This is a genomic window from Allobosea sp. 2RAB26 (genome assembly GCF_052115465.1).
Classification (GTDB): Bacteria; Pseudomonadota; Alphaproteobacteria; order Rhizobiales; family Beijerinckiaceae; genus Allobosea.
Genome location: NZ_JBFRGS010000007.1, coordinates 97,533 through 110,812 on the forward strand (window position 1 = coordinate 97,533; position 13,280 = coordinate 110,812).

13 protein-coding genes are annotated in these 13,280 nt (G+C 65.6%); 8 read left to right on the forward strand and 5 right to left on the reverse strand.

Annotated elements, in window-relative coordinates:
• The first annotated feature begins 57 nt into the window (after positions 1–57).
• Complete coding sequence (locus AB4118_RS15650) at positions 58–723, forward strand: nitroreductase family protein (protein WP_441490592.1); 666 nt, start codon at positions 58–60, stop codon at positions 721–723.
• A gap of 136 nt (positions 724–859) precedes the next feature.
• On the opposite strand, the gene AB4118_RS15655 is transcribed toward AB4118_RS15650, so the two are convergent.
• From AB4118_RS15655 to AB4118_RS15675, 5 genes are all read right to left on the reverse strand, one after another.
• Positions 860–1,798 (reverse strand): aldo/keto reductase, encoded by a 939-nt coding sequence (locus AB4118_RS15655; protein WP_441490593.1) that lies wholly within the window; start codon positions 1,796–1,798, stop codon positions 860–862.
• Positions 1,799–1,971: 173 nt separating this feature from the next.
• The gene (gene typA / locus AB4118_RS15660) at positions 1,972–3,795 is read right to left on the reverse strand and encodes a translational GTPase TypA (RefSeq protein WP_441490594.1); all 1,824 of its coding nucleotides are present in this window, start codon (positions 3,793–3,795) and stop codon (positions 1,972–1,974) included.
• Positions 3,796–3,965: 170 nt separating this feature from the next.
• Positions 3,966–4,628, reverse strand: coding sequence for an SdpI family protein (locus AB4118_RS15665; protein ID WP_441490595.1), 663 nt, complete (start codon positions 4,626–4,628; stop codon positions 3,966–3,968).
• On the reverse strand, positions 4,625–4,924 hold the full coding sequence (locus AB4118_RS15670; protein WP_441490596.1) for an autorepressor SdpR family transcription factor: 300 nt from the start codon (positions 4,922–4,924) through the stop codon (positions 4,625–4,627). Before AB4118_RS15670 ends, AB4118_RS15665 begins: the two co-directional genes overlap by 4 nt.
• A 90-nt stretch (positions 4,925–5,014) precedes the next feature.
• Positions 5,015–6,319 carry a TAXI family TRAP transporter solute-binding subunit gene (locus AB4118_RS15675; protein ID WP_441490597.1) on the reverse strand — a complete coding sequence of 435 codons (1,305 nt, stop codon included), beginning with the start codon at positions 6,317–6,319 and terminating at the stop codon, positions 5,015–5,017.
• 151 nt (positions 6,320–6,470) lie between these two features.
• On the opposite strand from AB4118_RS15675, the gene AB4118_RS15680 reads away from it, so the two are divergent.
• From AB4118_RS15680 to AB4118_RS15710, 7 genes are read left to right on the forward strand one after another with little or no spacing between them, the layout of a single operon-like run.
• Positions 6,471–7,157 (forward strand): phosphoribosylanthranilate isomerase, encoded by a 687-nt coding sequence (locus AB4118_RS15680; protein WP_441490598.1) that lies wholly within the window; start codon positions 6,471–6,473, stop codon positions 7,155–7,157.
• Entirely contained in the window at positions 7,154–8,371 is a 1,218-nt protein-coding gene (trpB, locus tag AB4118_RS15685; protein WP_441490599.1) for a tryptophan synthase subunit beta, read from the forward strand. The genes AB4118_RS15680 and trpB overlap by 4 nt, the downstream gene beginning before the upstream one ends.
• Positions 8,372–8,405: 34 nt before the next feature.
• Positions 8,406–9,137, forward strand: a complete 732-nt coding sequence (locus AB4118_RS15690) for an SIMPL domain-containing protein (RefSeq protein WP_441490600.1) — start codon at positions 8,406–8,408, stop codon at positions 9,135–9,137.
• Positions 9,138–9,177: 40 nt separating this feature from the next.
• Positions 9,178–10,023: a tryptophan synthase subunit alpha gene (gene trpA, locus AB4118_RS15695; RefSeq protein WP_441490601.1), complete on the forward strand. Its 846-nt coding sequence runs from the start codon at positions 9,178–9,180 to the stop codon at positions 10,021–10,023.
• A gap of 37 nt (positions 10,024–10,060) precedes the next feature.
• Complete coding sequence (gene accD, locus AB4118_RS15700) at positions 10,061–10,960, forward strand: acetyl-CoA carboxylase, carboxyltransferase subunit beta (RefSeq protein ID WP_441490602.1); 900 nt, start codon at positions 10,061–10,063, stop codon at positions 10,958–10,960.
• A 34-nt stretch (positions 10,961–10,994) separates the two neighbouring features.
• A complete protein-coding gene (locus tag AB4118_RS15705; RefSeq protein WP_441490603.1) occupies positions 10,995–12,317 on the forward strand; it encodes a bifunctional folylpolyglutamate synthase/dihydrofolate synthase in 1,323 nt (440 codons plus the stop codon).
• 25 nt (positions 12,318–12,342) lie between these two features.
• A complete protein-coding gene (locus AB4118_RS15710; RefSeq protein ID WP_441490604.1) occupies positions 12,343–13,188 on the forward strand; it encodes an aldo/keto reductase in 846 nt (281 codons plus the stop codon).
• Positions 13,189–13,280: the final 92 nt, after the last annotated feature.

Genomic DNA, 13,280 nt, shown 5'->3' on the forward strand with positions numbered 1-13,280 from the left:
GCATCCGGGGCGCGATTCGCAGCAAGCTGCGCCAAAACACGTCAGGAGCGAAACGTCATGAGTCCCCACGTCACCATGCCTCTGGTTTTCGAGGGGGTTCCCGAGGATCAGATGCAGGGGCGCGCCGAGGCCTTCCTTACCCGCATGCGCAAGCGCCGCACGGTGCGCGACTATTCGCAGCGGCCGGTTCCGCGCGAACTGATCGAGACGGCGGTTCGGGCTGCCGGAACCGCTCCGTCCGGTGCGAACCAGCAGCCCTGGACCTTCGTCTGCATCTCCGATCCGGAGCGCAAGAAGCTGATCCGAGAGGGGGCTGAAGAGGAGGAGCGTGCCTTCTATGCCGGTCGGGCCGGCGAGGAATGGCTCGGTGCGCTTGCCCATCTCGGCACCGACGACAACAAGCCCTTCCTCGAAGAGGCACCCTGGCTGATCGCAATCTTTGCGCAACGCTGGGGTTATGATGCGCAGGGCCGCAAGGTGAAGCACTATTACGTACCGGAATCGGTCGGCATCGCGACCGGCTTCCTGATTGCGGCGCTGCACGATGCCGGGCTCGCGACCCTGACCCATACGCCGGCGCCGATGAATTTCCTGAACGAGATCTGCGGGCGGCCGGACAATGAGAAGGCGTTGATCCTGCTCGTCGTCGGCTATCCCGCCGATGACTGCCTCGTTCCGGCGATCGGCAAGAAGCCGCTGGAGGAGATCGCGAGTTTCCTTTGACTGGGTCGGAGCCTGATGCTCGCCGCTGCGGCGAGCATCAGGCTCCTGAACACGAGCCTCGATTGCCGAGGGGCGCGCATGGTCGGAGCGGACTTGGCCATGACGGACCCTATTTGGGCTCAGGGGCCCCGCCGGCTTACGCGGTGATCGCGTCGATCTCAGCCAGTTCATCGGCATTGAGCGTCCAGCTCGCGGCCTTCACATTGGCTTCGATCTGCTCGGGCCTGGTGGCGCCCGCGATGACGCTGGAAACGACGGGCTGAGCCGCCAGCCAGGAGAAGGCCAGCTCGACCATCGTCTTGCCGTGCTTCTCGCAGAAGGCGGAAAGCTTCTCGGTCTTCTGCCAGTTCGTCTCGGTCAGGACCTCGTTGGCGCGCTGGGCCTCACGCGTCATGCGCGCGCCGTCCGGCATCGGCTGATTGCGCTTGTATTTGCCGGTGAGCATGCCGTTCGCGAGCGGGAAATACGGCAGGAGCCCCATGCCAAAATGGCGGGCAGCCGGAATCAGCTCCTTTTCCGCGCCGCGCACCAACAGGCTGTACTCGTCCTGGCAGGAGGCAAAGCCCTCGATGCCATGGTTGCGCGCCGTCCAGTAGGCATCGGCGACCTGCCAGCTCGGCAGGTTCGAGCAGCCGATATAGCGCACCTTGCCCTGGCGGATCAGGTCCTCGAGCGTGCGCAGCGTTTCCTCGATGGGGGTCAGCGGGTCCGGCCGGTGGATCTGGTAGAGGTCGATCCAGTCTGTCTTCAGCCGCTTCAATGAAGCTTCGACGGCCTCCACGATATAGCGCCGCGAGCCGCCCTTCTTGATGCCCTCGGCATCCATGTCCATGCCGAACTTGGTCGCCAGCACGATGTCCTTGCGGCGTGCGCCCAGGAGTTCGCCGAGAGCCGTCTCCGAGCCGCCCCGGCCGCCATAGATGTCGGCGGTGTCGAACAGGGTGATGCCGCTCTCGATCGCCTTGTCGACGACTTTGCGGGCCGCCTCGAGATCGATCCGGCCGCCGAAATTGTTGCAGCCGAGGCCGACGAGCGAAACGCGCAGGCCGGTACGGCCGAGATTGCGGGTAAGCATGATGTGATCCTCCCAGAGAGGGCGGCAGAGGATCAGAGCCAAGGCGACGTGGCAATCGCCGCTATCGTCATTCGCGGGCTGCGCGAGGCGCAGGTTCGCAGAAGCCCGCAGATGCCAGGTCGTTCACAACGAAAAATGGCCGGGCGAGGGGCCCGGCCATCCTGCAGTCGCCGTTACGCCACCGCTTCCTTCTGCTTCTGCGAACGCTTGCGCTCGTTGGGGTCGAGCACGCCCTTGCGCAGACGGATCGACTTCGGCGTCACTTCGACCAGCTCGTCGTCGTCGATCCAGGCGAGCGAACGCTCCAGCGTCATCCGGATCGGCGGCGTCAGGCGCACGGCCTCGTCCTTCGAGGTGGTGCGGATGTTGGTGAGCTTCTTGCCCTTGAGCACGTTCACCTCGAGATCGTTCTCGCGGGTGTGCTCGCCGACGATCATGCCCTGATAGACCTTCCAGCCGGGCTCGATCATCATCGGGCCGCGATCCTCGAGGTTCCACAGTGCATAGGCCACGGCCTCGCCGGTTTCCATCGCGATCAGCACGCCGTTGCGGCGCCCGCCGATCTCGCCCTTGTAGGGCAGGTAGGCATGAAACAACCGGTTCATGATGGCCGTGCCGCGCGTGTCGGTGAGCAGCTCGCCCTGGTAGCCGATCAGGCCGCGGGTCGGAGCGTGGAAGACCAGACGCAGGCGATTGCCGCCCGAAGGCCGCATCTCAAGCATATCGGCCTTGCGCTCCGACATCTTCTGCACGACGACGCCGGAATGCTCCTCGTCGACGTCGATCACGACCTCTTCGATCGGCTCGAGCAGCTGGCCGTCCTCGCCGCGCTTCAGCACGACGCGGGGGCGCGAGACGCCGAGCTCGAAGCCCTCGCGCCGCATCTGCTCGATCAGGATGGCAAGCTGCAATTCGCCGCGGCCGGAGACGATGTAGCTGTCCTTGTCGGCGGCTTCCTCGACCTTGAGCGCGACATTGCCCTCGGCCTCCTTCAGGAGCCGGTCGCGGATGACGCGGGTGGTGACCTTGTCGCCCTCGGTGCCGGCCAGCGGGGAATCGTTGACCATGAAGGTCATCGACACGGTCGGCGGATCGATCGGCTGCGCCTTGATCGCGGTCTCGACCGACGGGTCGCAGAAGGTGTCGGCGACCGAACCCTTCACCAGTCCGGCGATCGAGACGATGTCGCCGGGAATGGCTTCTTCGATTGGTGTGCGCTCGAGGCCGCGGAAGGCCAGGATCTTGCTGATACGGCCGGTCTCGACGACGGTGCCGTCGCCCGACAGCACCTTGATGGTCTGGTTCGGCTTGGCCGTGCCGGAGACGACGCGGCCGGTGATGATGCGGCCGAGATAGGGGTTGGCCTCGAGCAGCGTCCCGAGCATCCGGAACGGGCCTTCCTCGATGCGCGGCTCGGGCACATGGCTGAGGATCAGGTCGTACATCGGGGCAAGGCCCTGGTCCTGCGGACCGGCCGGATCATGCGCCATCCAGCCCTGCTTGCCCGAACCGTAGAGGATCGGGAAATCGAGCTGCTCGTCATTGGCGTCGAGCGCGGCGAAGAGATCGAAGACCTCGTTGATGACTTCCTGGACGCGAGCGTCGGGCTTGTCGACCTTGTTGATCGCCACGATCGGGCGCAGGCCAAGCTTCAGTGCCTTGGAGACGACGAACTTGGTCTGGGGCATCGGGCCTTCGGCCGCGTCGACCAGCACGATGGCGGAGTCGACCATGTTCAGGATGCGCTCGACCTCGCCGCCGAAATCGGCGTGGCCCGGAGTGTCGACGATGTTGATGCGCGTATCCTTCCAGACCACGGAAGTGGCCTTGGCCAGGATGGTGATGCCGCGCTCTTTCTCGAGCTCGTTGGAATCCATCACGCGCTCGATCACGCGCTGGTTTTCGCGATAGGTACCCGACTGCTGGAGCAGCTTGTCGACCAGAGTCGTCTTGCCATGATCGACGTGGGCGATGATGGCGATATTGCGCATGGACATGCGTGGGGTACCTTTTCAGGACCGCGAGCCGGCGCGGAAAGCCCGGCCGGCGCAGTTCACTTTCGTATGGGATTCTGGAATTCGTTGCGCTGCACATAAACGCTAGAGGGCGTTTGGGCAACCTTGATCGACAGCTGCCCGGCAACAGGGGCAGCGCTGGCGCATGAAACTCAGCGGGCGGTGGTCTGCAATTGCCGCCAGACCCAATAGGAATAGCTGAAGGTTGCGGCCATCAGGGCGGCCAGCCCGAGCAGCGTGGCCGTGGCCAGGACGAGGGGTGCCGCGGCGCCCAGCGCGAGGCCGAAGAGGGCAAGGCCGAGGCAGACGGAGCCCCAGCCATAGAGCCTGTGGGTCCTCTGCCAGACCCGCTCGTCCGAAAGCGTCCATGGCGTCCTGACGCCAAATAGCTGCATCGAGCGCGTCTTGGCTGCGACATTGCCGGTGACGACCAGGAAGAGGCCGAGCATCGCGGTCACCAGGCGTGGAACATCGGCCGCATACCCAAGTGCGTGCGCAATCAGAAGCGCGTGGCACGCCGCGATCATGAGCATAACGGCGCTCCATGTTGCGGTGTAGGCCTTGCCGGAGCGGGCAAGATTGTCGGCGCGGGGCTCCATGCGCGGCAGCAGCGCGAACAGTGCCGTGACGAACCCCGCGATGACGGGCAGGCTGAGGAACGCCACCCAGGGCCCGGCGAAGCCGTCTGGCTGGCCGTCGATCCCGAAATGAATGGCGATCCGGGCATCGGGCGACACATGCATCAACGCATAGGTCGAAGCGACGAGCATGCTGCCGAGGACGGCAAGGCTCAGGGTCATGGTGGAGCGGATCATGATTGAGCGTCCTTTGGTTTGGCCGCGCGAGGCCTCGGTTCGAGAGCGAGCCCGAAATGGTCGAGGAACAGACACATTGCCTCTTCGAGCACGGACAGGTTCAGGCGGTAGGTGATGGTGGTGCCGAGCTTGTCGCTCTGGATCAGGTCCGCCTCGCGCAAGACGGCGAAATGGCCGGACAAGGTGGGTTTGGCGAGGTTGAAACGGGCCGCGATCTCTCCGGCCGTCATGTCCCGTTCGCGCAGCAGCCGCAGGATTTCACGGCGTGTCGGGTCGGAGAGCGCTTTGAAGACCATGTTCATCTTCGTTATTTAGGAAATTACCGAAGTAAAAGCAAGCTGCCATGCTCATGCATGCCCCAAGTGGCGGGGCTGGAAGCTGCCGGATCACGCGGCCGGCGTGCCCTCGGCGTCGAGAAGGGTCTGCCTGCGCTCGGCTACGGCGCGCCCGACCTGATCCATGGCGAGCCGGTATGCGGCGAGGCCGCTGGCGTCGACATCGCCGCTCGAAAAATTCGAGAGCACCTCGGCCAGGATCGCATCGGCCGTGCGTTCGAAATTCTGGAGGGCGGTCTCGTCCTGTTCGGAGCGGATGGCGGAGAGCATCGCGACAAGCCGGTCTAGCCCCGCCATGGCCTTGCGTCGGCGGAGCGTGCTGTCATGGCTGAGCAGGCCGGCGAAACCGGTGCCTAGCAGCGAAAGCGCCATCACGCCCAGATAGAACCAGTCGCCATAGCGTTCGAAGAAGGTTTCCTGCTCTCCGTCGATGAAGGCCGCCGCGCCGGAATGAACCGGCAGCGGTGTGTCCTTGTCGGTCGAGGGTGTCTCCAGTCCCTGGATCGACGGGAGCTCAGCCGCCAGCGTCAGCCTGAGGGCCAGCAGGTCCTTGACGAGATCCCCGACGACGGCGTCGTCGAGGCTTTGGGCCGCAACCAGCCGTGAAGTCACGGAGATCGTCGTCAGGCTCTCGGAGGGGCGCGGCGGGTCTCCGCCGAGCGCGCCGCGCACGATCTCTCCGGTTTCGATCGATCTGTGCCGCGCGGTGATCGCATCCGCCGCGCTGATCGGAATGAGGACCGGGTCGTCGCCCCAGGCCAATTTGAGCTTGCTCAGGCCGTCATTGTTGATGCGCGAACCGACGGCGTTGATCGAAAAGAACGCATCGATCCTGCGTTCGCGCGCGGCGGGTACGATCTCTTCGGAGTTCAGCCCGACGATCTCGACCTCCTCCGGCTTGACCTCGTATTGCGCCAGCACGCGCTTGAGCAGCGCGATATTGCCTGCCGGATTACGCACCACGCCGATCCTGCGCCCGCGCAGATCGGCGATACGCCCGATTGCGGTTTCCTTGTTGGTGATCAGGAAGGGGAAGGTGCGGCGGGTGATCAGGGCGGTGTCGGCATTCTCCGGCAGCGCGATATCGGGACGGATGATGGCGAGATCGGCCTGGCCGCTGTCGACGCGCTTGGCGCTCTCCTCGGAGCCCTCCGTGAGGATCAGGCGAAGCCGGATCGAGGATTTTTCGCGGCTGAGCCCCTGTACGAAGCCTGCGGCCATGCGCGCATCCTCCGATCCGAGCGGGCCGACGGCGAGTCTGAGCGTCCGGGGTTGGTTCAGGACGTAGAAGACCGACGCGGCGATACCGAAGATCGCCAGCAGGCCCGCCAGAGCCATGAAACCGCGCCGCCCCATGCCGGACCAATCCTGACCGCTTTGCCGTCGCCCCCGCGACGCGCTTGGCTTCGCTCGTGATCATGTCGCAAGTGGGGCGCGCCGCAAGAGGGCATGGCGCACGGGGACATGGAGGTTGCCGGGCCCGCGGCAGATGTCCTATTGCCGGGGAATGTCGCAAAGCTCCGATGCCTTCACCGTCAAGATTTGCGGTCTCTCCACGCGTGAGACGATGGCGGCGGCGCTCGCCGCCGGTGCCGACATGGTCGGGCTGGTCTTCCACCCGAAGAGTCCGCGCTTCATCGATATGGCTCGCGCGATGGCGCTCGCCGAGATGGCGCGCGGCCGCGCCGAGATCGTGGCCCTGATCGTGGATTTCGATGTGGCGCGGGCAAGGGAACTCGTGGACGCGCTCAGGCCGGACTGGCTTCAGCTGCATGGCCGCGAGACGCCGGAGCAGGCGCTGGCGCTCAAGGCCGCGACCGGTCTTCGCGTGATGAAGGCGCTGGGTGTCGCTGCTCCGTCCGATCTTGCCGCCATGTCCTCTTATGTCGCGGTGACGGACCGCATCCTGCTCGATGCCAAGCCGCCGAAGGATGCGGCCTATCCCGGTGGCCACGGCCGGCCCTTCGACTGGACGATCCTGTCTGGCCTCGACCCGGCTTTGCGCTTCATGCTATCGGGCGGCCTCGATCCGGCGAATGTTGCCGATGCCATCCGCATTGCCCGGCCTGCCGGGGTAGATGTGTCGTCCGGCGTCGAAAGCGCGCCCGGCGTCAAGGATATCCGCCGGATCAGGGATTTCATCGCCGCCGCACGTCAGGCGGCGCAGGATTTGAAGAAGGCAGGCCCGACATGAACGCGCCCCGCAATCCGAATACTTATCGTTCCGGGCCCGACGAGAACGGCCGGTTCGGCATGTTCGGTGGTCGTTTCGTTGCCGAAACGTTGATGCCCCTGATCCTGGAACTGGAACAGGCCTATGATGCCGCCAAGGCCGATCCGGCCTATCACGCCGAGATGGCTGGTGGCCTCAAGCACTATGTCGGCCGGCCGTCGCCGCTCTATCTGGCCGAGCGCCTGACGGATCATTTCGGGGGCGCAAAGATCTATCTCAAGCGTGAAGAGCTGAATCACACCGGCTCGCATAAGGTCAATAATGTACTCGGCCAGATCCTGCTGGCGCGGCGCATGGGCAAGAAGCGCATCATCGCCGAGACCGGCGCCGGTCAGCACGGCGTCGCCACCGCAACGCTTTGCGCGCGCTACGGCCTCGAATGCATCGTCTATATGGGCGCGGTCGACGTCGCCCGTCAGGCGCCGAACGTCTTTCGCATGCAGATGCTGGGCGCCACCGTGGTGCCGGTCGAATCCGGAACCAAGACGCTCAAGGACGCGATGAACGAGGCCCTGCGCGACTGGGTGACCAATGTCGCGACGACCTTCTACTGCATCGGCACGGTGGCCGGCCCGCATCCCTATCCCGCCATGGTCCGCGACTTCCAGTCGATCATCGGCAGGGAAACGCGCGAGCAGATGCAGGAGCTCGAGGGGCGCCTGCCGGATTCGCTGATCGCCTGCATCGGCGGCGGCTCGAACGCCATGGGGCTGTTCCACCCCTTCCTCGACGATCCCACGGTCGAAATCTATGGCGTCGAGGCGGCCGGGCACGGCATCCCGAGCGGCCTGCATGCCGCCTCGCTGACGGGCGGGCGTCCCGGCGTGCTGCATGGCAACCGCACCTATCTGCTGATGGATGATGACGGGCAGATCAAGGATGCGCACTCGATCTCGGCCGGTCTCGACTATCCCGGCATCGGCCCTGAGCATTCCTGGCTCAACGATGTCGGCCGGGTCAAATATCTGTCCGCCACTGACGAGGAGGCGCTGGAGGCCTTCCAGCTCATCTCCAAGCTCGAAGGCATCATTCCTGCCTTGGAATCGGCACATGCGCTTGCTCGTGTAGCCGAGCTTGCGCCGCAAAAGCCGAAGGACCACCTGATGGTGGTCAATCTTTCCGGTCGTGGCGACAAGGATATTCCGCAAGTGGCGGAGATTCTGGCGGGACGGTGATGCCGGCCCCGTCCGATAGCCTGAGGATAAAACGATGAAGAAGACGATTCTGCTCGCCGCCATGCTGGTTCTGTCTGGCCCCGTCATGGCCCAGACCGCGAACACGGTGGCTCCCGCCGAGGGAATCGTCATCCGGACCGAGGGCGAGGTCAGGGTCAGGCCCGATATCGCGATCCTGCAGGCCGGCATTGTCAGCGAGGGCAAGACGGCCGCCGAGGCTCTCGCCCAGAACACGCCGGCGCTGGCCAGGCTGGTCGAAGCCGTCAAGGCGGCGGGCATCGCCCCAGCCGATCTGATGACCTCGCAGGTCTCGCTGATGCCGCGCATGACGCAGCCTTCCATGTCTCCCGGTCCGAAGCCGCCGCGCGCCGCCACGATCGACGGCTACGAGGCCCGCACCGGCTTGACCGTCACCGTGCGCGATCTCGCCAAGGCCGGTCCGCTGATCGACGCGCTGGCAAAGGCCGGCGCGAACGAGATGTCCGGCATAAGCTTCGGGCTGGCGGACGAGAGCAGGGCCAAGGATGCCGCGCGCCTGAAGGCGGCGGAGGCGGCGCGTGCGCGGGCCGAACTCCACGCCACGGCACTCGGCGTCAAGGTCGGCGAGCTGGTCTCGATCGTCGAGGCTGAAGCCGAAATCCCAGGCCGCGCCGCGGGCGATGTTCGTGCCTTCCGCATGGCGGCTGGTGCTGCACCGATTTCGGTCGAACCCGGCGAGATCACGATGACGAGTTCGCTGCGTACGGTTTGGCGCATCGCGCCCTGAGCCCTCGCCAGCCCGCCCCCTTCATGCTAACCGCACGCTCATGACAGAGACCGGCCAGACCCGCATCCAGTCCCGCTTCGCCGCTTGCGCTGCCCAAGGTCGGGCAGCGCTGGTGACCTTCGTCACCGCTGGCGACCCGGATTTCGAGACCGCAAGCGCGATCCTCAATGCCCTGCCTGAGGCAGGCGCGGATGTGATCGAGCTCGGCGTGCCCTTCACCGATCCGATGGCCGACGGCGTCCCGATCCAGCTCGCGGGCCAGCGGGCCTTGAAGGCGGGGCAGACGCTGAAGAAGACGCTGGCCATGGTCGAGTCCTTCCGCAAGGCCGGCCATGACACGCCGATCGTGCTGATGGGATACTACAATCCGATCTGGGCCTATGGCGTCGAGCGCTTCCTGCAGGATGCGCGTCGGATCGGCGTCGACGGGCTCATCGTTGTCGACCTGCCGCCGGAAGAGGATGTGGAGCTCTGCCTGCCGGCTCTTGAGGCCGGTATCAGCTTCATCCGTCTGGCCACGCCGACGACCGACGACAAGCGCCTGCCGAAGGTGCTCAGCAACACCTCTGGCTTCGTCTATTATGTCTCGATGACGGGCGTAACCGGTGGCGCGATCGTGAGCTACGACGCGGTCGGCGATGCGGTGGCCCGGATCAAGCGCCACACCGATCTGCCGGTCGCTGTCGGCTTTGGCGTGAAAACGGCGGCCGATGCCGCAGCCATCGCGAAGGGCGCCGACGGGGTCGTCGTCGGCTCCGCGCTCGTCGAGCGGGTTCGCCTCTCGCTGGATGCGGACGGCAAGGCCACGGACAAGACGGTTTCGGCGGTCACCTCGCTGGTTGCGGAACTGGCTGCCGGCATCCGCACGGTCTCCAAGGCGGCCTGACCCGGCCGCTCCAGTCACACGTTTCAAGGATGATCCGATGAACTGGATTTCCGAAGTCGTTCGCCCGCGCATCAAGACCCTGTTCAAGCGCGAGAGCCCCGAGAACCTCTGGATCAAGTGCCCTGATTCCGGGCAGATGGTCTTCCACAAGGACGTCGAGGCCAATGGCTTCGTCATTCCGGGCTCCGACCATCATATGCGCGTCACCGCGCAGGATCGGCTGCGCCTGACTTTCGACGAGGGCAAATGGGTCGATGTCCCGCTGCCGGAGGTCGCGGTCGATCCGCTGAAGTTCCGTGACGAGAAGCGCTATGTCGACCGCCTCAAGGACGCGCGCGCCAAGACCGGCGCGGCCGATGCGTTCAAGGTCGGCTTCGGCCGCGTCCAGGGCCTGCCCCTGACGATTGCCGTGCAGGACTTCCACTTCATGGGCGGCTCGCTCGGCATGGCGGCGGGCGAAGCCTTCATCAAGGGCGCCGAGACTGCGCTCGAGAAGAAGACACCCTATGTCGTGTTCGCCGCCTCCGGCGGTGCGCGCATGCAGGAGGGCATCCTCTCGCTGATGCAGCTTCCGCGGACGACGGTCGCGATCAGGCGTCTGCGCGCGGCTGGGCTGCCCTATTTCGTGGTTCTGACCAACCCGACCACCGGCGGCGTCACGGCTTCCTACGCGATGCTGGGCGACGTCCACATCGCCGAGCCGGGCGCCCTGATCGGTTTCGCGGGCCCGCGCGTCATCGAGCAGACCATCCGCGAGAAGCTGCCCGAGGGCTTCCAGCGCGCCGAATATCTCAAGGATCACGGCATGGTCGACATGGTTGTCCATCGCCATGAGATTCCGGCGACGCTGGCGCGGCTGGGCCGCCTGCTGACCAAGCAGTCCGAGCCGGCAGCTGATGCCAAGCAACCGGTCGGGCCGGTCCCCGAAGCGGCCTGACACGGATAACGGACGGCCGGAGGCCGAGCGCATCATGGGGTCTTCCGACACGCTGCTGGCGCGCTTCCTGGCGCTGCATCCCAAGCTGATCGATCTCTCGCTCGGCCGCATCCTGACCTTGCTGGAGCGGCTCGGCGACCCGCACAAGCGCCTGCCGCCGGTGATCCATGTCGCCGGCACCAATGGCAAGGGTTCGACCATCGCCTTCATGCGGGCGATTCTCGAGGCGGCGGGTCTCAGCGTCCATGTCTACACTTCGCCGCATCTGGTGCGCTTTCATGAGCGCATCCGGCTCGGTCAGCCGGGCGGCGGTCGTTTCGTCGACGAGGCCGTGCTGGTCGAGGCACTGGAGCGCTGCGAACGGGCCAATGCCGGCGACCAGATCACCTTCTTCGAGATCACCACTTCGGCCGCCATGCTTCTCTTCTCCGAGCACAAGGCCGACGTTCTGCTGCTCGAGGTCGGTCTCGGCGGTCGCTTCGACACCACGAATGTCGTCGCCCATCCCGCCTGCACGGTGGTGACGCCGGTCTCGATGGACCATGCCGAGTATCTCGGCGATACCGTCACCAAGATCGCGGGCGAGAAGGCCGGCATCTTCAAGCGCGGCGCCCCGGCCGTGATTGCGCCACAGGAACCGGAGCCGACGGCCGTGCTCGAAGCCGCGGCCGAACGCGTGGGCGCCTCGAAAATTCTGATCGGCGCGCAGGACTTCAACATTCACGAGGCGGGTGGACGGCTGGTCTACGAGGATGGCGACGGCCTGCTCGATCTGCCGTTGCCGCGCCTCACCGGGCGTCATCAGCACGTCAATGCCGGTACGGCCATAGCGGCCTTGCGCGCAGCCGGATATGGCGGCCTGCCGGCCCGCGCCTTCGAGCAGGGCATGCTCAATGCCGAATGGCCGGCACGGCTGCAAAGGCTGGCGCGCGGCCAACTCGCCGAACTCGTGCCTGCTGGCGCCGAGCTATGGCTCGATGGCGGCCACAATCCCGATGGCGGCCGCGTTCTTGCGCAGGCGATGGCCGACCTGGAGGAGAAGAACCCGGCTCCGCTCGTCATGATCGCGGGATTGCTCTCGACCAAGGACGCAACGGCGACGCTCGGGCATTTCAAGGGGCTCGCGCATGCGCTCTTTGCCGTGCCGATCCACAACCAGCTTGCTGCTCGCCCGGCCGAGGAGGTTGCGGCTCTCGCGCGGGTCGCCGGGTTGAATGCCGAGGTCGCGGGCTCGGTCGAGCAGGCGTTGCGCGAGATTGCAGTGCGGACCTGGCGGGGGCCGCCGCGCATCCTGATCTGCGGCTCGCTCTATCTGGCCGGCGAAGTGCTTTCGGCCAACGGTACGCCACCGGTGTAGTACCGGCACGGATGGGGAGAGTGCGATGCAGGCCCGGCAATTCGGAGCAAATGGCCCGTCGCTCCCCGTCATCGGCCAGGGCACCTGGAACATCGAACTCGCCGATCAGGCCGGCGCGGTGGCGGCATTGCGTCGCGGGCTCGACCTTGGCCTGCGCCATCTCGACACGGCAGAGATGTATGGCTCTGGCCGCTCGGAGGAGATTGTCGGAGAAGCCATCGCCGGGCGACGAGACGAGGTCTTCCTCGTTTCCAAGGTGCTGCCGTACAACGCCTCTCGTGCGGGGACGCGCAGGGCCTGCGAGGAATCGCTGAGGCGGCTGCGCACCGACAGGCTCGACTGCTTCCTGCTGCATTGGCGCGGCTCGTACGCGCTGGAGGAGACTTTCGCAGCCTTCGAGGACCTGAAGCGCCAGGGCAAGCTTCTGTCCTGGGGCGTCAGCAATTTCGACGTCGATGATCTCGACGAGGCGCTGGCGATTGCCGGCGAGGGCATCATCGCCTGCAACCAGGTCCTTTATCATCTCGGCGAACGTGCCATCGAGCATATGGTCATCCCGTGGTGCGAGCGCCACGGCGTTGCGGTGACCGCCTACAGCCCATTTGGTCAGGATGATTTTCCCTTAGCCGCAAGTGCCGGCGGCCGCGTGCTCACCGATGTTGCGATCACGCATGGAGCAACACCGCGTCAGGTCGCGCTTGCCTTCCTGACCCGCCAATCCCCGGTCTTCGCGATCCCGAAGGCCGCCAGGGCCCAACATGTCGAGGACAATGCCGGTGCGCTGAGGCTGCACCTGAGCGGCAGCGAGATCGCGCGGATCGACGCTGCTTTTCCACGTGGACCCAAGCCCCGTTCCCTGCCGATGTTGTAGTGGCGCCTGCAGGTCAAGCCGGCCGCGCGGAAACCAAGTTGCGGCTTTCTGCTTTACAACTGGGGGCTGAAGGGCGTTTCCTAGAGTAAAGG

Coding starts and splice junctions, on each gene's coding strand:
- AB4118_RS15650 (WP_441490592.1), top strand. CDS start 58: ATGAGTCCCCACGTCACCATGCCTCTGGTTTTCGAGGGGGTTCCCGAG.
- AB4118_RS15655 (WP_441490593.1), bottom strand. CDS start 1,798: ATGCTTACCCGCAATCTCGGCCGTACCGGCCTGCGCGTTTCGCTCGTC.
- typA (WP_441490594.1), bottom strand. CDS start 3,795: ATGTCCATGCGCAATATCGCCATCATCGCCCACGTCGATCATGGCAAG.
- AB4118_RS15665 (WP_441490595.1), bottom strand. CDS start 4,628: ATGATCCGCTCCACCATGACCCTGAGCCTTGCCGTCCTCGGCAGCATG.
- AB4118_RS15670 (WP_441490596.1), bottom strand. CDS start 4,924: ATGGTCTTCAAAGCGCTCTCCGACCCGACACGCCGTGAAATCCTGCGG.
- AB4118_RS15675 (WP_441490597.1), bottom strand. CDS start 6,319: ATGGGGCGGCGCGGTTTCATGGCTCTGGCGGGCCTGCTGGCGATCTTC.
- AB4118_RS15680 (WP_441490598.1), top strand. CDS start 6,471: ATGTCGCAAAGCTCCGATGCCTTCACCGTCAAGATTTGCGGTCTCTCC.
- trpB (WP_441490599.1), top strand. CDS start 7,154: ATGAACGCGCCCCGCAATCCGAATACTTATCGTTCCGGGCCCGACGAG.
- AB4118_RS15690 (WP_441490600.1), top strand. CDS start 8,406: ATGAAGAAGACGATTCTGCTCGCCGCCATGCTGGTTCTGTCTGGCCCC.
- trpA (WP_441490601.1), top strand. CDS start 9,178: ATGACAGAGACCGGCCAGACCCGCATCCAGTCCCGCTTCGCCGCTTGC.
- accD (WP_441490602.1), top strand. CDS start 10,061: ATGAACTGGATTTCCGAAGTCGTTCGCCCGCGCATCAAGACCCTGTTC.
- AB4118_RS15705 (WP_441490603.1), top strand. CDS start 10,995: ATGGGGTCTTCCGACACGCTGCTGGCGCGCTTCCTGGCGCTGCATCCC.
- AB4118_RS15710 (WP_441490604.1), top strand. CDS start 12,343: ATGCAGGCCCGGCAATTCGGAGCAAATGGCCCGTCGCTCCCCGTCATC.